The following is a 20589-nucleotide window of genomic DNA, read 5'->3' as shown; positions in this document are numbered from 1 at the left end:
ATTAAAGTAATTATACGTACTAAATTTTCCCATATACATTGATGGTAAATCTTCTTATCTTATAAAAATCAGATATTCTGCATAAAAGTAATTAAACAATTCAGAAATATCTGCTTTCCCCCGTCATCCGGTAAAATTAAAAATCTAATCTACTATATATGAAATTAGAAATTTCGGCGTTAAACGATAAAGGATATTTATTTAAAGAAAACATCTGCATAAAGGTAATTAAAGACTGTAATCTCAGCGAATATAAGGTTCATATAAAAAATGCCACCGGCGATGAAACAGTTTACCGTTCACAAAAAAATTATAAATTCGAATCTGTTAAAGTAAAAAAAGGCGACATAATTTATCTTCATACAGATGAAGGAACGAACACCAAGAAAGTAAACAAAGTAACTGCAAGCGAGTATAATTTTTATTGGGGTTTGCAGGATGCAATCTGGGGTCACAAAGCCAACTCCCCTGCTCTTTCCGAAGTATAAATAATTACAATTATTATTGAAGTTTATAAAAGTCCTTACATTCTTAATGAATGTAAGGACTTTTTATTCTATGAAGTTATTTACCTACTGTAGCGCGCGGGAATATAAAATACACCGGTATAAAGAAATATATTGCGAATGCAATCCAGGGATTAAATAGACTTACAATAGCTCCGGCAAGATAGAGTAAAAATCCATACCGAAAAGTATCCCAGGTTCCTCTTTTAAACGCCTTCAAATCCACATCTTCCTTCATCAAATCAGGCTTCTTTACAACGTAAAGTCTTATCACAATAAAACTAATTGCCATCAATAATGAACATGCCCCATAGAAAAAAACTGCATACTCAAGGTTCATGTATTCACCGAGTAATGCCGTAGGAAAAGGAATCAGCGATGTTGACATAAGCAGAAAATTATTGAACCAGAAAAGTCCGACATCAATTCTCTTAAACATTTCCATCAGCCGGTGATGGTTCATCCATATCACACAGACAACTAAAAAGCTGTTCATCCATGCAAGTATTTTCGGAAGCAGCTCAATCATTGAATGAAGAAACTCTGCGTTTGTATTATGTTCAAGATGCGGAATTTTTATTTCCAGCACAAGCAGTGTTACAATGATTGCGAACACCCCGTCGCTGAATGCTTCAATCCTACTCTTTGAAAAACTACCGAAATTGATATTTGTCATTTCTGTATTAAAATAAAAAAGATGCGTAAAATTAGTTCACGCATCTTTAATTTGAAATACCAATCTTGAAAATTCTTGGTTAAATTACTTCTTCTTTTCTGTTAAGCTTGCCCAGTTGCCGGAGTCATCCACAAATACTGCAGCTACTCCGTAAAATTCTTTAGTTGGTACCTTAGAAAACACAACTCCCTTTGCCTTCATTTCTTCATAGGTAGCGTAGATGTCATCGCACTCATAAGATGCTCCGCCCATCTTGCCTGATTTAAGTAATCCCTGCATTGCTTCAGCGGAAGCTTTATCAAACATCATACCTTCATTTGCTTCCATTAAAACTATCTCAAATCCATCCATTCCCTTGGGACAGACTGTAAGCCATCTGCCTTTATCAAATTTTGCATCGGTAACAACTTTAAAGCCGAGCTTGTTAACATAAAAATCGTAGGCGTTGTCCTGATTCAAGACAAAAATACACTGATGTGACATTTTTGATATCATAGTTATAAATAATCTGATTAATTAATGTACAAAGATAGGAGTAGTATTACGATTTTACTTCTTGAGAATTGCTATTTTTCAACTGCGAGTATTTTGAAGCGAAACATCCGGGAATGTATTTCATAGGGCGTTTCTTGGTATCAAGCTGAAGTGCAAGCTGCTGCGATTTGTATTCAGAAGGAGTTAATCCGACTTCCCTCTTAAATAATCCTGTAAAAGAACTTAAACTGTCAAAACTTACGGCAAAGCAAACATCAGTTACGTTTGAATCTTTTTTCAAAAGCTCTTTTGCATTTTCAATTCGTACATAGGTAAGATATTGGTGAGGAGTTCTTCCGTATGTTTTTTTGAAGAGCCTTATAAAATGAAATTTTGAAAAACATGCTTCATCGGCGATGTTATCTACATCAATCTGCTCGGCAAAGTGTTCATCAATGAACATCTTCGCCTGTACAATTCTTTTGTAAAGATACATTTTAGGATAAGCGTCTTTCATTATTATTTTCTTGTTGGTCCCATTGTTACTGCCTGAATATAAACTCCCTGATATATAATACTCATTTCAGAACCGGGAATAAGAGGCTTAGGAACAGATTCAGTTCTCAATACTTTTAAACTATCACTTTTAAGTAACTCTTCATATTCCATTAGATAAGCATCTTTATCTACATAGTATTTTATGAAGCAAACTGAATTTATTGTATCTGCTTTTGAAGTATTATCATACATTAATCTGACTTCAATAATTTTCCCGGGTTCGTACTTCATAATATTAGGATCCATGTAAACTTTATAATCCGGATTTGATACTCCTTCGAGTAAAAACCATTTTGACTTATCTACATCCTGTGCATGAAGTGATAATGCCAGAAAGAAAATTACTAAACTTAAGCAGACTTTCATGTTTTATTTTACAAATTGTTTAACAGCATTTGTAGTGGTCTCAGTTTTATCGAATACCATTTCATCTTTTGCAGGAGAATAATATTCCTGTATTAATAAGTTTTTCATTGTACCATTATCATCGTAGCTTAATAAATAAACCGATCCTGATATTTTCTCAAGAGTTACTTTATTCGATTTCGATACCATAGGGTAAATTACCTCTTCCAGATACATTTCCAGGTCTTCGTTTTCATCCCCGGCAATATCCTGAACAAGTGTTGAGCTGAATATTTCTTCCTTACTCATATTGGTATCTGCATCGTCGTTCGCAACTGTTTGTGTAGATGTTGTTGAGCTGTTTTGTTTTGTTTCATTTTTTGGTTTATCGTCCTTTGAGCATGATGTGAAAATAAGAGCAATAAATAAAATTGGAATTAGTTTAAGCATATTTTGGATTATGAGTTTTTAGTTATAATTTTACTTGTAAAGTTTTGGTTCGTATTGAAGTTCCTTATCAAAATTATTTAGCCTCTTGACAAAAATTATTTCAGCTGCTTTTTGAATATTATGAATTACACCTGACTTCTGCCATCCGTTTCTTTCAAAAAATCCAAGCATTATATTATTATAATCTTCAGTGGAAGAAAATATCAATTCATCACCTGACTCTGAATAAATTTTTTCAACATAATCAAACAAAGATTTCGCAACTCCCCTTTTCAAAAATTCTGGTTTAGTGTTTACAAACTGAACAAATGCTCTGCCGTAAAAACTTCTGTTATGTGTAATATACCCTGCAATCTTCTCATCGATAATAACAACAAGAATTTCTTCTCTTTCAATTTCTGTTCTTCGGTCTCCGCCAAAGACATCAAATGAATCTATCTCAGCAAAATCTTCTAATGTTGCTTTTCTTATAATCATATCACGAGTGATTCTATCCCCTCCTTTATAAGGAGGGAGATTGGGGGAGGTCTATATTTAACTTTAAACCCCCTCTAACTCCCCCTTGTTAAGGGGGAGAACAGTTAATGTCACAAAAAATGCCAACACAAATTACTGCATTGGCATTATATAAATTTAAAATGAACGAACTCTTTTGATTACTTTATCACACCTAATTCTTTTCCGATATCACCGAATATCTCAAGTATTCTGTTGAGATGTTCTTCTTTATGTGAAGCCATGAATGATGTTCTGAGCATTGCCATTCCGACCGGAACTCCCGGTGAAATGAATGCATTTACAAACACACCGGCATCAAATAATTTTCTCCAGAACATAAAGGTAATATCATCCTGTCCTAACACGACCGGTACAATTGCTGTTTCGCTTTCGATAACATTAAAGCCCATTGCTTTAAATCCGTTTCTCATCTTTGCAGCATTAGCAATAAGATTATCAATTCTTTCCGGCTCTGCAATTAAAATATCCAATGCTGCGCTTGCTGCTGCAACTGCTGCAGGAGTAGGTGAAGCCGAGAAAATCAATGCAGGTGAGTGATGCTTAATATAATTTATAACGGCTCTTTCCCCTGCTACAAATCCACCGAGTGAAGCAAATGTTTTTGAGAACGTTCCCATTATCATATCGACTTCATTATCAAGACCAAACTTAGATGCAGTTCCTCTTCCGCCTTTTCCGATTACACCTGTTGAGTGCGCATCGTCAACTAAAATCCTTGCATTATACTTTTTACAGAGCTCTACCAGTTTAGGAAGGTCAACTATTTCTCCTGTAGTAGAAAAAACACCGTCAGTTGTAACTAGTTTAGCGGCATCAATCGGAATTCTTGAAAGAACTTTTTCAAGGTCAGCCATATCGTTATGCTGATAACGTTTGAACTCAGCAAAACCGCCTTTAGCCATCATGTTTGCTGCAACTATACAGGCATGGTCATCTTTATCTGCTATTGTGTAATCACCTTTTGATACAAGTGTCGGGATAATTCCCTGTGCAGTCTGATATCCTGTTGAGAAAAGCAAGCAGTCTTCTTTGCCGAAGAATTCAGCGAATTTCTTCTCAAGGTTTATGTGTAAATCTAATGTTCCTGTTAAATATCGTGAGCCTGAGCAGCCTGTTCCGTATTTTCTGATTGCTTCTAAAGCTGCTTCTTTTACTTTTGGGTGAGCGGTAAGTCCAAGGTAATTATTGGAGCCTGCCATAATGATTTTACGTCCTTCTATTTGTACAACGGGTCCTTCATTTTCTTCGATAGCGCGGAAATACGGGTACATTCCGCTTGCTTTTACTTCGTCTGCGCGTGTGAAATTATAACATTTTTGAAATAAATCCATTGAATTCTGTTGTTTTTTACGTTTTAGGGTAAATATTTTAAAATAGAAAATACTAATTATTCTGTATAACTTCTATGTTAAAATTTAATAGGAAATTAACCAATATAATATACTTGAAAGCATTTATAACAGGCGCTACAGGATTTGTCGGCAGCCACTTAGTCGATAAGCTCTTAGCAAAAGGATACGAAGTTTACTGTCTCAAACGTTCAACCTCATCCACAAAATGGCTCGATGGCAAAGATATCAAATACGTCGATGGCGACCTTTTCTCCAATGAAGTCCTTGAAAAGACGATTGCTGAAATGGACTACGTTTACCACGTTGCGGGAGTTGTAAAATCCAAAGACAAAGCAGGATTTATTAAAGGCAATCAGCTTGCAACCCGTAACCTTATTGAAATCACGTACAAAGTTAATCCCAATATAAAGAAGTTTGTTCACGTTTCCTCACTTGCTGCAGTCGGACCCAACTTAGACGAAAAGCCAATTACTGAAGAAACGCCTTATCACCCTATTACAACTTACGGTGTTACCAAACGCGATGCCGAGCTGGAAGTGATGAAGTATAAAGATAAAATGAACGTTACTATTGTCCGCCCGCCGGCTGTTTTCGGTCCGCGTGATACGGAAGTATTCGTTTATTTCCAGACGTTTGCTAAAGGACTTAATTCCGTAATCGGACTTCGTGAAAAATACCTGACTTTAGTTTACGTCGAAGATCTTGCCGATGCAATCGTTCTCGCAGGAGAAAAAGACGAAGCCAAAGGCCAGAAGTACTTTGCAGGATTTCAGGAAGCATATAACTGGAAGCAAATCGGTGAAATAACCGGAAAGCTCCTCGGCAAAAAGGCATTCAAGCTGGCACTTCCTCATTTTATAGTATATACAGTCGGAGCCTTTGCTCAGTTCTTTGCGGGATTTTCAAGCAAGCCGGCAACGCTCAATCTCGAGAAATGCAGAGATATCACTCAGGTTCGCTGGGTATGCTCAACTGATAAAATCCGCAAAGAGCTTGGATTCAAAGACAAATACACACTTGAATCATCATTTAAAAAGACTATTGACTGGTACAAAGAACAAGGGTGGATAAAGTAACCAATTAACAATTAACAGTTAGCAATTAACACCTATATAGAAATACATATTAAGACCTTTAACATTACTCAAAATCTGTGATTAAAACATACTTACAATCGATACTAAATAACTCGCTTAAGAAGCTGGGAGTAGCTGAGCAGAACGTTCAGCTTGATACTCCAAAGGACGAAAAGCATGGTGACGTAACTACCAATATTGCCTTGCCGCTTGCAAAGGAGCTGAAGCAAAAGCCGCGTGATATTGCTCAGAACATCGTCGATAACCTTGAATACAACCACGATATCATATCCAAAATTGAGCTTGCCGGACCCGGATTTATCAACTTCTTCATATCAGATAAGTACTATATAACTGAGCTGCTTAACATATTAACAGCTGCCGATAAATACGGCAAATCCGATGAATTTATAGGCAAAACAGCCAATCTTGAATGGGTTTCTGCAAATCCTACAGGACCGCTTCATCTCGGTCACGGCCGCCAGGTCTGCCTTGGAAAAGCCATTGCAAATCTGCTTGAAGCCGTCGGCTACGATGTTACCCGCGAGTACTATTACAACGATGCCGGGAACCAGATGGAGAATCTCGGAAAGTCCGTTTATGCGCGTTATATGCAGATTATCGACCCAAACTACCCTTTTCCTGAGGACGGATACGTAGGCGATTATATAAAGCAAATCGCTCAGCTCATTTATGATGAACGCAAGGACTCGCTTAAGAACTCAACTGACCTCGCTTTCTTTACAAAAGCGGGTGAAAACTACAATTTTAAGGGCATTCGGCAGACTTTAAACAAGCTCGGAATTCATCACGATGTCTTTTCAAACGAGTCGCAGCTATATACAGACGGCTTGATTGAACAGGTCATTGACGAGTTTGTTCGCAGAGGTATGGCATACGAAAAAGACGGCGCATTATGGCTGAAAATGGACGAAAAAGCAGGTTTTGATAAGGATAAAGTCATTCGCAAAAGCACAGGCGAGCCGACTTACCGCCTGCCCGATATGGCTTACCATGTTCAGAAAATCCAGCGAGGATACGACCTTATAATTGACATTTTCGGCTCAGACCACGGAGATACTTATAAAGAAGTGCTTTTCGGAGTCAAGTCGCTTGGCTACGATACCTCCAAAATTAAGGTCATTATACACCAGATGGTTACCTTTAAAGAAGGCACGGAAAGCGTGAAAATGAGCAAAAGGAGCGATAAATCGTACCCTCTTGACGGACTTATTGAAGAAGTCGGCGCCGATGCAGTGCAGTTCTTTTTTGTTATGCGCGGAGCTAACACGCATCTTGATTTCGATATCGAGCTTGCCAAGGAGCACTCCGATAAGAACCCCGTTTACTACCTTCAATACGCTCATGCGCGGATTTGCGGCATCCTCAGAAATGCTGAGGACAACTTCCCGGGCTTTGACTTTAATTCAGAGGCGGAGTTTAATACTGACCTGATTAGGTCAGAGGAAGAGCTTGGATTGCTTAAGATATTAGCTAAATTCCCTGAAGAAGTTAGTTCAAGTGCTGCTTCATATGAGCCTCATAAGATTATTACATATCTGAATGTTGTGGCTGAACGATTTCATAAATTCTATCATAATAACCGTGTGCTTGATGCGGAAAACCGCGAGCTTTCAATCGCCCGTCTGAAAATCTGTCTTGCAGCTAAGCAGATTCTGAAGAACGGTTTTGATATCATTGGCATCAGCGCTCCGGAGAGAATGTAGTTGTCAGTTGCCGGTTTTTAGTTGTCAGAAAGTAGGAAAATAGTCGGGTTTTATCTTCACTATTTCACTTCTCGATATTTCACTAATTGCAAAGTCTGGATTCTGAGTTTCAAAGTTTTGTATTCGATCAGAATTTAACTATTGTAAAAACATATAGCGAAACTATCGCCCCCTCGTAAGTTATGGGTTAAATTACTGTTATTTCAAATTTGAACTTCATACTTTTCTCTAATCAAAAATACCTCTTTACAAACAAATATATAATGGCCAGTCCGATTACTGCCACGATTATATCTCCCCACTTAAGGAATTTTGCAAATGGCATTTCGCTTCTGTTCTTCAGCAGATTGTCACGATTTTTAAGCCTATACTGCCAAAGCAGCGAGTATTTTATTACGTAGTATATTACAACCAGAACAACGAGCGCAGGAAGGAAGAAATTTCCTATGGCTAAAATTACAGCCGGGGTTAGTGCTGCCATTTTTTATTTGTTTAGTTAAAAAATATTTTTTTTTGACGGATTTTTGACGGATTTCTGAACACTGATAACTATGAAAATTATGATTTCACAGATAGTCGCAAAAAAGTCACATTTTATTTTTTCGCTATTTCACTACTCACCATTTCACTATTTGCAAATAGTCGGAAAATAGTCGGGTTCTTATTTCAGTTAAGAATTACGAGTTTCAAATTACGAATTACAAGTTATTTAACATCAACTCGTTCCAATGCTCCAGCGTTGGAACGTTATACATAAATCGGAAATAGTCGGGTTATTCTTCCCACTTTCCTCATGTGTAAATTCCGAAAAAACGTGTGTGTGCTACACACTGCTTTTCTTTTCTTTACTTTTATTTACTTTACTTTATGTACTTTCCGGAGAGATTACGGGAATTATTTCTTCGCAAACTCAGGTTAAAGTAACTTTAATATTATTTTATTCAGATTTTTACATAAGATATATTTTTGTTAACCACTCTCCTTAGTAAAGTCGGCGGGACTTTGCCGCTCACTTCAAAAATAAATAAATTAATTTTAAATAGGAAAGGGTTCTCCCCTATTAGTAGGTATAGGTGTGTTGTGGTATTGACAGGTAGGATGAATGATGTAATAGTAAAAAAATTAAATGGATATTAAAATATTTATCAGTATAGAAAAGTTACTTTATTAAAACTAGTTTCTTTTCATCAGAATAAACCTTACCACTTATTCCTTTAAATTCCAATTTATAAAAATAAATTCCTGAAGCTAAATTTGTTCCGTCAAAAGTTCTTTCATACTCACCTTTTGATAAATAAGAACCAATCAGATTGAAAATTTCTTTCCCGCTTATGTCCAATATTTTTAACATCACGTCTCCATTTTCAGGTATTGAAAAGTTAATATGTGTTGAAGGATTAAAAGGATTGGGGTAATTTTGATTTAACTTAAAAAAACTGAGTTTTTCATTGTTAATATTGTGAATTCCTATAGGAGACCCGCCTCCATCTGTTGTTTTCAGAATAGTGCTGTTATAGCCGACAGCAATGCCAAGATTGTACCCCCAAAATTTAATACCGGAAAGAAAATGAGTAGTTTGTGAAGTTTGCTGAGTCCAGTTAATACCTCCGTTAGTCGTTCTCATAATGAACCCTGTATTTCCGCATGCGTAACCGGTTAAGGTATTCTTAAAATCAACACTTCTAAGCTCTGCTTTTATCGATGGCGATGAAGTTCCAATCCAGGTAATTCCTCCGTCTGTAGTTTTTGCCATTATCGCTCCCTCTCCTACGCCATAAGCATTCAAAATATCTGTTGTTGAAATTGAATAAAAAGCGTATGATACGCCGACTGAATGAGTTTCCCAATTGTTTCCGCCATTTGTAGTCTTAATAAAAATTCCGTCAGATCCCGCAACAAATCCGACAGAGTCATTTGCGAAGGAAACTGAAAAGACTGCGAACTTATTAATTGATGGCGTGGGAGTATAAATCCAGTTCACGCCAGCATTAGTAGTCTTTAAGATATTCCCGCTTCCACACGCTGCATATCCTGTATTTAAAGAGGGAAAATTAATGGAATTTATGTTGACATCGGACGATATTAGTGAAGTTGTAAAGGTCAGTCCTCCGTCCGTAGTTTTGTAAATAGCGGTTGTACCGGATAAAGTGCAGCCGAAGTATCCCGTAAGAGCATTTGTAAAAAAAATTGAATTGCACACAGTTCCTGCTACTGGCGCAGGAAGAACTGACCAATTATCTCCGGCATTAGTTGATTTGATGCTATTAAGGTTTCCTCCCACAAATACATTAGTCGCACTACTGAAAGCAACGCATTTAAAGAAAACATTTCCGAGACCTGAACTTCTTGATTCCCAGCCCTCCGCAAAAATTGAAGAGACCGCTGCAAAAGCAATTATAATAACTAGTAAAAATTTTATCTTCAAATCTGTGTAATTTAATATTTTTAAAGTTAAAAAAATAATTATTTAATTTTAAATTCACAATGGTTTTCACTGAAACCGCTTATAAATATTTCTTCGGAAACACTTAAATTCCAAGGATCAAGAACTGTGTTTGAGTGAATTTTTCAAAATTGTGTGTGTGCAATACACACTGCTTTTCTTTACTTTCCTTTACTTTACTTTACTTTGTGTACTTTCCGGAGAATTTACGGGAGTTAATTCTCCGGAAACTCAGGTTAAAGTAACTTTAATAATATTTTGTCCGGATTTTTTACATAAGATATATTTTTGTTACCGCTCTCCTTAGTAAAGTCAGCGGAACTTTGCGGCTCACTTCAAAAATAAATAAATTATTTTTAAATAGGAAAGGTTTCTCCCCTATTAGTAGGAATAGGTGGGTTGTGGTATTGACAGGAAGGGGGAAAGTTTGATAGAGAATTTTGATTACATTCGATTCCCAACGAGGACGTTGAGAATTAGGAAAGTTGGAATAGAGAATTTTGATTACATTCAATTCCCAACGAGGACGTTGGGAATTAGGAGGCAGACTTAACGATTAAAATACCATTTAACTTTCCTTCCATAATTTTATATTGCAATAATAGTAAACTGAACTTTAGCTGTGAGAAATAACATATTCTGCACCCGTTCCCCTCCTTCCCAACGTCCTCGTTGGGAAGGTTAAATAATTCTTTCAATAGGAATTAAAGAATGAATTCCGGTCTCATAAAATCCTGCTGAAGAATATTTCCAATCTTGCGGATATTTACAATAATTTTCATTAACAGGATTACTATGAATATATTCTATCTTTTGTTTCATAACATCATTATTTATCATTTCCTGTGGATGAAAACCTTCCTGCCAGATCTGATATGTTCTTCCGATTTTATAGTTTTTTTTATTTTCAGCAAAATGTGCCAACAATTCTTCTTCGCCATCTTTATTTAATTCGCTTATAATTTTCTTTGCAGTATAACTTTTTATTAATCGAATAGTCTCTGTAAGATTATCAGATTTACAAATCAGGTGAAAATGATTTTTCATAATTACATAAGAGTAAACTGTAAGGTTTTGATTTTTTATGTAAAAATTTACTGCGTCAATTAGAATATTAAAATATTTTTCTGAAGCGAATACATCAATCCAGTTTACAATTGTAGAAGTAATAAAATAAACTGCATCGGGATTATGGACTTTATATGTGCTTCTCATAAAATATGAATATTCTAATAGCTGAAAAATTTTTAAAGATTACAAACCTTCCCAACGAGGATCCCGCTAAAAGCGGGACAGGTAGTTGGGAAGGAGGAGTTGAAATATATCTACTTGAAAATTATAAAGAAACCGATTGGTTATTTTGAACTTTGTAAGTGCTACGTATGAATGGAATTTTATTTTTTCATACGAATTTTCCATGCTTGATACCTTCCCAACGAGGACGTTGGGAAGGAGAGAACTTTTGAATTTTAAAAACTTACCCTGTAAAATGCAGAAAATATTTACCCAAACAACTTAAATGCTAACCATCCGATAAAAAATCCTCCTACGAAAATAAAAATCACAACTGCAATTCCCTTCCAGAATGATTTTACTTTTCGGCGGTGTTCCTTTTCATTTTCATTATTATCTTTTCTGAAAAGAATAGACCAGTCAGCTAATATAATCAAATTTCCAAGTATATCTAACAGTGTGTTCATAAAATATGTTACGATTAATCCCTGCTGTAAGTTATATCCATTGCAGTTCTTCCGTTGCCTGAGAAGTAGTTAAGCTCAACATGAACGACTGAGCCTTCCCATGCGCGTTCGTTTTGTGTTCTTCCGTAGCCGGAGAAGTCGTTTTCGTGAACATTGTTTCCGAATTTGCTGTTAAAAGTTTTCTTCCAGCCTTCGTAAATATCTAATGCCTTATCATTTTTATTCAGCGTGAATCTTATTTCCTTCAGCTTGTTGTGGTTCATCGAAAATCTTACGGAGTAGCTGTTCCCGTCGATTGAATAATTGGAAATCCTGTAGCCGCTTCTGTTATTGTTATCGTCGTTATCGTTATCATTATCGCTGTTGTTGTTGTCATCGTTATCGGAATAGGTGTAATTGGCAATACCCTTATCTTTGAAGGCAGAGATAAGCTCATCTCCGCTCATTCCCCATTTAGTTTTTGATAGAATATCATCCTGGCTGAAGGCAGCGCCGGAAAGTAGAAATAAAAAAATTGCAGCAAGAATAAATTTCATACGAGTTTTATTTAGATTGTTTTAAAAAATTGTTTTGGAAATTTATATGGTATGCTGCGCGGAAGCTATAGTCCCCTGTTTGAACTTAAGCGGGACGGGATATGGATTTTAATATAGTGATTTAAAAAAATAAATACGTTATCAAAACAAATAATCCGCAGAATGCTATGATATTTATAATCCAGAAAGCATACATAGCAAGCTTGCTTTGAGGTCTGGAAACTTGCCCCGGAGCGTGGTCAGCTTCGCTTGGTTTCGGTTTGAATTTAATGCGGTTTGCAATAAGGCGGTTTAAAATCCATAGAATAACGAATGCAATTCCTCCGATTAACATTAAATCGGAATTGTGAATTTTAACGCTTGCAATAAAAATTTGATACATTTGTTTGGGGTTGGGGTTAAAAAGTGAAATAAATTCCTATGATGGCTATCAAAATAAAAATCAAAAGTTTTCTCAGCGAAAGTTTTTAGACATAAAATATCAGAAATAAAAAACAAATGATGATTGCAGTAAACACTATTATAAAGATTTTTTTAACCGGTGTAAGCCGCGGTACATATTCAGCTTCATCGGTTTCAGTTTTGTACATTTCCTTTCCATGTATCAGATATTCATAAATTTTTCTCATTTTAGTAAGTTCAGAAGAACCGCTAAAATCGGTTAAGAGAAATTCAAATACTTTACCTAATTTATGAAACACAGAATCTTTTTTTTCAATATAAGAAAAAGCTTTTAAATTTTTGAGGTGAAACTATTTATTTTACAACTAAGTTGCGGCTATTGAGTGAAATGTTAATAAATTGTATCGCTAAATTTTTAACTCAAATTTAGTCTTAATTTTACGTAGTTTAAGTTTACGTGGGGTGGCACTCACATCTTATAAGGACAATTAACCTTGGCGTTGTCCTATGCGCTCCCATGTAGAAAAAGTGTACTACTATTATGAAAGAGTTAAATATCCCAACTAACAGAGAGTCGGGCAATAATTCTTCTGTGGATAGTCTTCAGAAAATATCTGAGGATTTGAACCATGCAGAAAAATTACGCCGCAGCGATTTTGTTGGTACTATCTTACGACTTGAAAATCTGCTTGAACGGCTTGAAAAATTGAATTCCGACAGGAACTCAAAAGAGTATAAGCACGCTTATACTACAATTCTTACACATCTTTCAAATGTTCATTTTTATTCTTCAAAATATGAAAAGGCTCTGCACTACACAGCACTGCTTGAAACCGCTTCAGTATATTACAGTGATAATCTGATGAAGGCTAACGCACTGCTGCAGCTGGGTAATATACATTCCGACCTTGGTGATTATACTGAATCTATGAAGTGCTCTACTTCTGCGCTGGAAATTTTTAAGGAGTTAGATAATCTGGAAGGAATGGGAAGCACAAATAATAATATCGGCAACGTATTTTTATTTCAGAAAAATTTTGATGAGGCAATCCCCCATTATGAAAAGGCTTTGTTTTATTTTAATCAGGTTGACCAGAAGATGAACAAATCCAATGTACTTCAGAACATGGCATCGATATATATTCACAGAGAAGATTATCCGAATGCACTAAATTGCCTTGCCGAAGCTGAGAAACTGAAAGTGGAAATAAATGACCAGTTCGGAGTTGCAGTCTGCAAATTTTTAACGGGTGATATACATCTGGATGCAAAGGAATTTGATATAGCACTAAAATATTATAGGGAATCGCTTGAGATACAAACGAAGCTTGACGATAAGAACGGGATATTTTATTCCAATATGCATCTCGGGAAAACGTATGTTGATAAATATTTAACAGAAGGACAGAAAGAAAAAGCGTTGCTGACTAAGGCAGAAAAATATTTTCTGGAATCTCTTTTTACGGCGCAAAGAGTGAATTCAAAGTACACTTTGTCTCTGATATATAAAAATCTTTCTTCTCTTTATGAGATTCTCGGTAACTTAGAAAAAGCGCTTGACTTCCACAAGAAACTTTATGAGATAGAAAAAGATATTTATAATGAAAAAGTAACTGAGGATATTTTAAAGCTTGAAAAAGAACTTCAGGTAAAGGAAGCGAAACACACTGCCGAGATAAATCAGTTACGAAACGTAGAGCTTGCCGAGACGATAAAGAAACTTGAAGAGATTGTAAAGCAGAAGAATGAATTTTTCGGAGTAGTTGTTCACGATTTAAAAAATCCTATCGGCAATATAAAACTGTTAGCGGAATTTCTGATTGACGAAGGAAATTACTCACATGCTGAAGTGAATGAATTTAAAAAATTCATTGTTGAATCGGCTGATACTTCTCTTGAACTCATTACGCAACTTCTGGACTATGCTGCAATCGAGCAGGGAAAAATAACTCTTAATGTGAATGATTTTGATATAATTTCCGAAACCGAGCGAATAATACGTCTGTATAAATTGAAAACTATGCAGAAAGAAATAGAAGTAAAGTTGAAGAACGAACTGAAAAATAATATAATACACTCGGATAAAAATGCCCTGGTACAGATAATAGATAATTTATTTTCTAACGCGATTAAGTTTTCACCCGTGCAAAAAAATGTTATGATAAGATTATTGAAAGAGGATGACTTTTTGAAAATTGAGATTAAAGATGAAGGTCCGGGATTTTCCAATGAAGACAGAAAAAAATTATTTAACCAATTTTCAAAATTAAGCGCAAGGCCTACAGCCGGAGAACATTCTTCCGGATTAGGATTATCGATAGTAAAGAAGCTTGTAGATTCCTTAAAAGGAAAAATTGAGTGCGATAGTGAAGTAGGTAACGGAGCAAGTATGATAGTAAGAATTCCCATTTAAAATTTAAAAGTGTACCTTCTCATACACTAAATTATAAAAATATAACCCCCTAATTTTTTCGGCCAACGGTTTGAGCTAAATAATATGATTTTAAGTACTGAGTCACAATCTGATATCTTAGAACATATCAGAGGGTTATGTAAAAAAATACAGTCAGTTCAGGCTGATAACTACGAAGAGACTAAAAAGATTTTTGAAAGCACTCTTAAAAAATTAGAAAGCCCTGAATTTCAAAATCAGAGTGATATTCAAAGTTATTCTTATTACTTAAGAAAACTCGCTCTGGAGCACTTCAAAACAATTAACTACAAAGAAGCTGAGTATTATACTGAGCTGCTTTTTAACTCCTCCCCTGCTGAAAAAGAAACAGACACTGACCTGTATATTTTAAAAGCAAATCTTCAATCTATAAAGGAAGCGTATGAGTACAGCAGCCGACCGCATAAATACAACTCCGACATTAAAAATTCAGATGCATCAGCAATTACTTATAACAACTTAGGAAATATATTTTTATTTAAAAAAGATTATGATGAAGCTTTAATATATTTTCAAAGAGCTGCAGCAATCTTCAACAATAAAAATCTTAACCGCCTTAAATCAACCGTCTATCAGAATATTGCCGCCATCAATTTCCATTTAAAGAATTATTCCCAAGCCATCAGCTATCTTAAAAATTCCATCGAAATAAAAAAACTTTTCGATGACTTGCAGGGAATTGCATTCTGCAATTATTTAGAGGGAAAAATATATTTTGAGCAGTGTGATTATGAAAATGCAATTGCTAGACTGAGCAAATCGTCAGACATTCTCAACCATACGGAACAAAAAGAGGAATTAGTTTACTGCAGCATTTTACTTGCAAGAACATATCTGAAAATTTACAAAACAGAGAAACGTAAAAAAATATTAAAGGAAGCGAAAAACTATTTAAAGTCAGCTGAAGAATTAACGGGAAATATAGAATCTAAAACAAACCTGTTATTACATCTAAATAAAGCTTACTTAGAATTTTACGAAGCGAAAGAAAATTTTGAAAAAGCCAATAAAATTCTTTACAAGTTAACCGAAGCAGAGAAAAAAATTCAGAGGGAAAACGTTTCAAATGAAATTGCTGAATATAAAAAAGCAGAAAGCAGAGTTACCGGCAAATTTAATTCAGAAATTGAAATTTTATATAAGCAGGCATTATCTGAGATTGAAAAAATAATCCTGAAGAATGAAAAGCAAAAGAATGATGCTCTCGGCAATATAGTTCATGACCTTAAAAATCCCATAGGAAATATTAAACAGCTTGTTGAGTATTTAATAAACGAAACTGAACTTTCAGAGGAAGAAAAAAACGATTTCAAACTTCTTATACTTGAATCTGCAGAAACATCACTTGGCTTTGTAACCAAACTGCTTGATACTACAGCTATGGAGCAAAGCAGAGCGCAGCCTAAGATAGAAAATATTGATATCAATCAGGAAATCATTAAGCTTATAAAATTTTATAAAGTACAGACGGGTAATAAATCAATAGATGTAATTTTTGAAAATAAGGTAAGTAATAAATACGTAAATACGGATAAAGATGCATTGTTAAATATTCTTGATAATCTTTTCTCTAATGCGATCAAATTTTCCCCGAAAGGTAAAAATATTTTTATAACTATATCTGAAGAGGGTAAGTTTATGAAAATAGAAGTGAAAGATGAAGGACCGGGATTCAACGAAGGAGATAAAAAGAAGCTCTTCAGACAATTCTCAAAACTTAGCGCAAGACCAACGGGCGGAGAACATTCTTCAGGACTTGGACTCTCAATTGTGAAAAAACTTGTAGATTCACTTCACGGTACTATAGAAGCAGAAAGCGAGCCCGGTAAAGGAGCTAATATGATTGTAAGGATTCCAATCGAAGGTCGTTAGTCGTTATTGGTTAATCGTTGTCCGTTTTAAAGAAAATTACGAACAACGATTAACGAAAAACAATAAACGAAAAACTATTTAAGTAGCACCATTTTTCTCACTGCAGTAAAATCCCCTGCCGATATACGATAGAAATATGTTCCTGAAGGCAATGCAGAGGCATTTATATTTACTGAGTAATATCCTGCAGTTTTATTTTCCTGTAGTACGTTCATAACTTCTTTACCGCTTAAATCATATATAGCAAGGCTTACAAATCCGTCAGCAGGAATATTAAAATTAATTGAAGTCGATGGATTGAATGGATTCGGATAATTCTGTAATAACGAAAATTTATCAGGAGTACCTATGTGTACTTCAGAGTTCAGATTAAAATATTCATAGTTACCGTTGTAGTCAATTTGTTTTAATCTGTATTGATAGCTTCCGCTTTGCAAAGCTTTATCTGTAAATGCGTAAGTGTTAGATATATTTGATGTTCCATTACCTGCAACGAAAGCAATTTTTTGCCATTCCGAAACCGATTTTCTTTCAATTTCAAATCCTGAATTATTTAATTCAGAGACAGTGCTCCATTTAAGCTCAACATTATTTGCATTAACAATTGAGACAAAAGATGAAAGCTCAACAGGCGCAATCTGATTGTTTAAAACAAACCTGGATATTACCGGAATATGGTCAGAAGCATAATGAATTCCGTCAGCAACCGATGCTGAAACTGCTGTGTTTGGCATTTTATTAATCGAGTCATTAAGATGATTGCCGTCATTTCCGTATGCTATATGTGAGTTTGGTACATAGTAAAATTTATTTGCGCTATTGAGACATGCATTGGAGTGCAGTATTAAATCAAACCTGTCATCCATACCTCCTGTTGCGCCGCCGCCGAATGAACGCACACGCGGAGACTGTGTATAATATTGTGAGTATGCTGCAACCGAATTCCAGTTACCCGTCATACCTGTAATGGGGTCGTTAAACTTACCGTCAATTCCTCCTGCTGCAAGTAATCTGATATATGCAGGTTCAGAAGCTTTATAAAAATTAAAATCACCCATAAGCATAAAATATTTTCCGGCAGGCAGCTGATTTGTGAAATATCTTAGCGTATCTGCTTCCCTTCCACGCTGGTCTTCATTGCTGGTTCCTGTGCTTGCCTTTAAGTGACAGCTGAAAAACCTCACAGTATCAAGTATATACGGAATATACATCTTAAACTCAGATATATCTCTAAGTTCAGTATGATGAGCAGTATTTGAAATAAATGAAGCTTTGGATTTTTTGAAGAAGAGAAGATTATCTGAGTCAGGTCCGTCAACGAATGTAACTGTATCGTAAATTCCCGGAGCAAATGCTTCAAACACCTGTCTGAATAGTACTCTGTTTGCGGCTGTACCGTTAATTTCCTGACAAACAAAAATATCAGGTGATACGGAGCTGATAACTGTTCTGTAATACTGTACGCGGGAAGTATCGGTTCCTGCAAAATTCAATATATTCCAATCCATTACTTTTAAGGTATCAGTTGCTGCGAAGTTCGATTGTAGAGCAAATGAGGTCAAAATGAAAAGAAATAAGTACTTTAGTTTTTTCATTATTAATTTCTTTCTGTTCGTTTTTTGGTGAAATCAGTTAAAAATAGCGATTTTTGAGGACTTTATCAGTATAATTTTTCGTTATTCAGTTGTTTGTAATTATAAACTTTATTTTTCAAATACCGTTCCCAAGTTTTAAATAAAAAAGCAGTCAGTATTTCTACCGGCTGCGTTTATCGTTACTCGTTGTTCGTTGTCCGTTATTCGTTGCTCGTTATTCGATTAGTCGTATAATAATTTTAAAAATCCGACTAGCGAATAACCAAAAACTAATAACTATAATTATTTAAGCAGAATCATCTTCTTCATTGATACAAAATTGCCTGCGCTTAGCTTGTAGAAATAAGTTCCTGATGGAAGCGCTGAAGCATCAATGCTCACGGAAAATTTACCCGCCGTCTTATTTTCATTAACAGGATTCATAACTTCTCGGCCGTTAACATCAAACACAGTTAAGCTTACATAAGATGAAACAGGCAAATCAAAATTAATAGTTGTTGTCGGGTTAAAAGGATTCGGATAATTCTGTCCCAAACCAAATTCGCTTGCAACATTCGAAGTCTGTGTTACAACTCCGCTTGCGCCATTCATAAGGTATATTCCCATAATCGGGCAGTGGTCTGAAGCGTAGTGTATTCCGTTCAATACTGCTACAGGTGCAGATGCGTTTGGAAGTTTATTAATCGAGTCATTATAATGCGCACCGTCATTTCCTATTGTATAAAATCTTGAACGTGTGTAAGCCATATAGAATTTATTGGCGGGAAGAGTACATGCTTTTGAGTTCAGCATAAGGTCAAATCTGTCATCCATGCCGCCCGTAGCTCCGCCGCCGAACGAACGAACACGCGGTGACTGAGTATGGTAAAAAGCGTATGAGCCGTTATTCCAAGTACCCGTCATTCCCTGAATAGGATCGTAAAATTGCCCTTCACCCGTTGTAATTGCCTGAAGCTTGCTATAGGCAGGTTCATTGGAAGTATAAATATTAAAGTCACCGGTGAGCACAAAATATTTTCCGGCAGGAAGTCTGTTTGTGTAATATCGGAGCGTATCTACTTCTCTTCCGCGCTGGTCTTCATTTGCAGTTCCTGAGCTTGCTTTTAAGTGGCAGCTGAAAAATCTTACTGTATCTGCAATGTAAGGAATATACATTTTGAACTCCGATATGTAACGCAGTTCAGTCCTTATAGGAGTATTGGAAATAAATTTCGCGCGTGATTTTTTGAAGAATAAAAGATTTCCGGTATCTGGTCCCATATCGAATGAAACCGTATCATATACTCCCGGAGCGAATGACTGAAATACCTGATTGAATAAAACCTGGTTTGCAGCAGGTCCGCTTATTTCCTGACAGATAAAAATATCGGGATTAGCATAAGAAATAACGTCTCTGTAATAATGAACGCGTGAAGTATCTGTTCCTGCGAAGTTGAGGATGTTCCAGTCCATAACGCGGAGTGAATCAAGCCCCGCAAATGACTGTGATACAAAAATTAATAAAAAAAGAATTGTAAGGTTTAGTTTTTTCATTTTATCGTACCGAAATCTCATCGGTCTTTTAGTTGTACAATAAATAATAATGGACTTGGAATATAATGTATTAGATTAATAAAATCAGTGGGAATAATTGTAGAAAAGGGTTATATGTTAAAGGGTTTGTGGGGGAGAAAAAATTTTAATAAATGCGCAACATTCTTCCTCCTATTTATAAAGGAGGGGAAGAATCTCGAGAAAAACTGTATACATATCTTCTTCATTTATTTTTAATCCTTATTTTACCAATTTATATATGAGTGCTGAAAATAAAATTGGTATGCCCTTTGCATATTAACTTAAGACGAAAAATTCACTTAATCAAACAAAGTAATTAATTTTGCTTGTTTTCAGCGCTCACGGCTTCTAC

General features: G+C 35.5%; 21 protein-coding genes. 5 read left to right on the top strand and 16 right to left on the bottom strand.

The genetic code is table 11. The features are described 5' to 3' along the window. Window positions 1–158: 158 nt before the first annotated feature. Window positions 159–488 (top strand): hypothetical protein, encoded by a 330-nt coding sequence (locus JST55_01360; GenBank protein ID MBS1492125.1) that lies wholly within the window; start codon window positions 159–161, stop codon window positions 486–488. Between the two features lie 76 nt (window positions 489–564). Here the strand turns inward: JST55_01360 and JST55_01355 are convergent, their stop codons facing one another. From JST55_01355 to JST55_01325, 7 genes are all read right to left on the bottom strand, one after another. After that, entirely contained in the window at window positions 565–1182 is a 618-nt protein-coding gene (locus JST55_01355) for a DUF1211 domain-containing protein (GenBank protein MBS1492124.1), read from the bottom strand. A gap of 84 nt (window positions 1183–1266) precedes the next feature. Continuing rightward, window positions 1267–1677 (bottom strand): VOC family protein, encoded by a 411-nt coding sequence (locus JST55_01350; GenBank protein MBS1492123.1) that lies wholly within the window; start codon window positions 1675–1677, stop codon window positions 1267–1269. Between the two features lie 46 nt (window positions 1678–1723). Further along, the gene (locus tag JST55_01345) at window positions 1724–2173 is read right to left on the bottom strand and encodes a helix-turn-helix transcriptional regulator (protein MBS1492122.1); all 450 of its coding nucleotides are present in this window, start codon (window positions 2171–2173) and stop codon (window positions 1724–1726) included. Window positions 2174–2175: 2 nt separating this feature from the next. Further along, a complete protein-coding gene (locus JST55_01340; GenBank protein MBS1492121.1) occupies window positions 2176–2580 on the bottom strand; it encodes a hypothetical protein in 405 nt (134 codons plus the stop codon). A gap of 3 nt (window positions 2581–2583) precedes the next feature. Continuing rightward, window positions 2584–3009: a hypothetical protein gene (locus JST55_01335; protein MBS1492120.1), complete on the bottom strand. Its 426-nt coding sequence runs from the start codon at window positions 3007–3009 to the stop codon at window positions 2584–2586. Window positions 3010–3039: 30 nt separating this feature from the next. Beyond that, window positions 3040–3486, bottom strand: coding sequence for a GNAT family N-acetyltransferase (locus JST55_01330; GenBank protein ID MBS1492119.1), 447 nt, complete (start codon window positions 3484–3486; stop codon window positions 3040–3042). 179 nt (window positions 3487–3665) lie between these two features. Further along, on the bottom strand, window positions 3666–4859 hold the full coding sequence (locus JST55_01325; protein ID MBS1492118.1) for a pyridoxal phosphate-dependent aminotransferase family protein: 1194 nt from the start codon (window positions 4857–4859) through the stop codon (window positions 3666–3668). Window positions 4860–4933: 74 nt separating this feature from the next. On the opposite strand from JST55_01325, the gene JST55_01320 reads away from it, so the two are divergent. Both JST55_01320 and JST55_01315 read left to right on the top strand, forming a co-directional pair. Continuing rightward, window positions 4934–5956 (top strand): NAD-dependent epimerase/dehydratase family protein, encoded by a 1023-nt coding sequence (locus JST55_01320; GenBank protein MBS1492117.1) that lies wholly within the window; start codon window positions 4934–4936, stop codon window positions 5954–5956. An 80-nt stretch (window positions 5957–6036) separates the two neighbouring features. Continuing rightward, the gene (locus JST55_01315) at window positions 6037–7683 is read left to right on the top strand and encodes an arginine--tRNA ligase (GenBank protein MBS1492116.1); all 1647 of its coding nucleotides are present in this window, start codon (window positions 6037–6039) and stop codon (window positions 7681–7683) included. A 232-nt stretch (window positions 7684–7915) separates the two neighbouring features. Here JST55_01315 and JST55_01310 read toward each other — a convergent pair whose 3' ends face one another. From JST55_01310 to JST55_01280, 7 genes are all read right to left on the bottom strand, one after another. Further along, window positions 7916–8164 (bottom strand): hypothetical protein, encoded by a 249-nt coding sequence (locus JST55_01310; GenBank protein ID MBS1492115.1) that lies wholly within the window; start codon window positions 8162–8164, stop codon window positions 7916–7918. Between the two features lie 678 nt (window positions 8165–8842). Then, entirely contained in the window at window positions 8843–10108 is a 1266-nt protein-coding gene (locus tag JST55_01305; protein MBS1492114.1) for a T9SS type A sorting domain-containing protein, read from the bottom strand. A gap of 699 nt (window positions 10109–10807) precedes the next feature. Continuing rightward, complete coding sequence (locus JST55_01300) at window positions 10808–11341, bottom strand: transposase (GenBank protein ID MBS1492113.1); 534 nt, start codon at window positions 11339–11341, stop codon at window positions 10808–10810. 287 nt (window positions 11342–11628) lie between these two features. Then, on the bottom strand, window positions 11629–11826 hold the full coding sequence (locus tag JST55_01295) for a hypothetical protein (protein ID MBS1492112.1): 198 nt from the start codon (window positions 11824–11826) through the stop codon (window positions 11629–11631). Window positions 11827–11840: 14 nt separating this feature from the next. Beyond that, entirely contained in the window at window positions 11841–12362 is a 522-nt protein-coding gene (locus JST55_01290; protein ID MBS1492111.1) for a hypothetical protein, read from the bottom strand. 121 nt (window positions 12363–12483) lie between these two features. Then, the gene (locus tag JST55_01285) at window positions 12484–12744 is read right to left on the bottom strand and encodes a hypothetical protein (GenBank protein MBS1492110.1); all 261 of its coding nucleotides are present in this window, start codon (window positions 12742–12744) and stop codon (window positions 12484–12486) included. Window positions 12745–12829: 85 nt separating this feature from the next. After that, window positions 12830–12991, bottom strand: coding sequence for a hypothetical protein (locus JST55_01280; protein ID MBS1492109.1), 162 nt, complete (start codon window positions 12989–12991; stop codon window positions 12830–12832). 314 nt (window positions 12992–13305) lie between these two features. On the opposite strand from JST55_01280, the gene JST55_01275 reads away from it, so the two are divergent. Then, window positions 13306–15177, top strand: coding sequence for a tetratricopeptide repeat-containing sensor histidine kinase (locus tag JST55_01275; GenBank protein ID MBS1492108.1), 1872 nt, complete (start codon window positions 13306–13308; stop codon window positions 15175–15177). A gap of 84 nt (window positions 15178–15261) precedes the next feature. Further along, complete coding sequence (locus JST55_01270; GenBank protein MBS1492107.1) at window positions 15262–17088, top strand: tetratricopeptide repeat-containing sensor histidine kinase; 1827 nt, start codon at window positions 15262–15264, stop codon at window positions 17086–17088. Window positions 17089–17162: 74 nt separating this feature from the next. On the opposite strand, the gene JST55_01265 is transcribed toward JST55_01270, so the two are convergent. Both JST55_01265 and JST55_01260 read right to left on the bottom strand, forming a co-directional pair. Next, complete coding sequence (locus JST55_01265) at window positions 17163–18683, bottom strand: T9SS type A sorting domain-containing protein (GenBank protein MBS1492106.1); 1521 nt, start codon at window positions 18681–18683, stop codon at window positions 17163–17165. Between the two features lie 282 nt (window positions 18684–18965). After that, entirely contained in the window at window positions 18966–20216 is a 1251-nt protein-coding gene (locus tag JST55_01260) for a T9SS type A sorting domain-containing protein (GenBank protein MBS1492105.1), read from the bottom strand. Window positions 20217–20589: the final 373 nt, after the last annotated feature.

The organism is Bacteroidota bacterium, assembly GCA_018266835.1.
Classification (GTDB): Bacteria; Bacteroidota; Ignavibacteria; order Tepidaquicellales; family Tepidaquicellaceae; genus JAFDZO01.
The sequence above is the reverse complement of the archived record's forward strand: the minus strand, read 5'-3'. Positions and strand labels throughout refer to the sequence as shown.

What these genes read in the sequence shown, in the direction of transcription:
- JST55_01260 (MBS1492105.1), bottom strand. Translation starts at nt 20,216, where the DNA reads ATGAAAAAACTAAACCTTACAATTCTTTTTTTATTAATTTTTGTATCA.
- JST55_01275 (MBS1492108.1), top strand. Translation starts at nt 13,306, where the DNA reads ATGAAAGAGTTAAATATCCCAACTAACAGAGAGTCGGGCAATAATTCT.
- JST55_01295 (MBS1492112.1), bottom strand. Translation starts at nt 11,826, where the DNA reads ATGAACACACTGTTAGATATACTTGGAAATTTGATTATATTAGCTGAC.
- JST55_01300 (MBS1492113.1), bottom strand. Translation starts at nt 11,341, where the DNA reads ATGAGAAGCACATATAAAGTCCATAATCCCGATGCAGTTTATTTTATT.
- JST55_01350 (MBS1492123.1), bottom strand. Translation starts at nt 1,677, where the DNA reads ATGATATCAAAAATGTCACATCAGTGTATTTTTGTCTTGAATCAGGAC.
- JST55_01265 (MBS1492106.1), bottom strand. Translation starts at nt 18,683, where the DNA reads ATGAAAAAACTAAAGTACTTATTTCTTTTCATTTTGACCTCATTTGCT.
- JST55_01325 (MBS1492118.1), bottom strand. Translation starts at nt 4,859, where the DNA reads ATGGATTTATTTCAAAAATGTTATAATTTCACACGCGCAGACGAAGTA.
- JST55_01270 (MBS1492107.1), top strand. Translation starts at nt 15,262, where the DNA reads ATGATTTTAAGTACTGAGTCACAATCTGATATCTTAGAACATATCAGA.
- JST55_01340 (MBS1492121.1), bottom strand. Translation starts at nt 2,580, where the DNA reads ATGAAAGTCTGCTTAAGTTTAGTAATTTTCTTTCTGGCATTATCACTT.
- JST55_01290 (MBS1492111.1), bottom strand. Translation starts at nt 12,362, where the DNA reads ATGAAATTTATTCTTGCTGCAATTTTTTTATTTCTACTTTCCGGCGCT.
- JST55_01355 (MBS1492124.1), bottom strand. Translation starts at nt 1,182, where the DNA reads ATGACAAATATCAATTTCGGTAGTTTTTCAAAGAGTAGGATTGAAGCA.
- JST55_01285 (MBS1492110.1), bottom strand. Translation starts at nt 12,744, where the DNA reads ATGTATCAAATTTTTATTGCAAGCGTTAAAATTCACAATTCCGATTTA.
- JST55_01320 (MBS1492117.1), top strand. Translation starts at nt 4,934, where the DNA reads ATGTTAAAATTTAATAGGAAATTAACCAATATAATATACTTGAAAGCA.
- JST55_01360 (MBS1492125.1), top strand. Translation starts at nt 159, where the DNA reads ATGAAATTAGAAATTTCGGCGTTAAACGATAAAGGATATTTATTTAAA.
- JST55_01330 (MBS1492119.1), bottom strand. Translation starts at nt 3,486, where the DNA reads ATGATTATAAGAAAAGCAACATTAGAAGATTTTGCTGAGATAGATTCA.
- JST55_01335 (MBS1492120.1), bottom strand. Translation starts at nt 3,009, where the DNA reads ATGCTTAAACTAATTCCAATTTTATTTATTGCTCTTATTTTCACATCA.
- JST55_01280 (MBS1492109.1), bottom strand. Translation starts at nt 12,991, where the DNA reads ATGAGAAAAATTTATGAATATCTGATACATGGAAAGGAAATGTACAAA.
- JST55_01310 (MBS1492115.1), bottom strand. Translation starts at nt 8,164, where the DNA reads ATGGCAGCACTAACCCCGGCTGTAATTTTAGCCATAGGAAATTTCTTC.
- JST55_01345 (MBS1492122.1), bottom strand. Translation starts at nt 2,173, where the DNA reads ATGAAAGACGCTTATCCTAAAATGTATCTTTACAAAAGAATTGTACAG.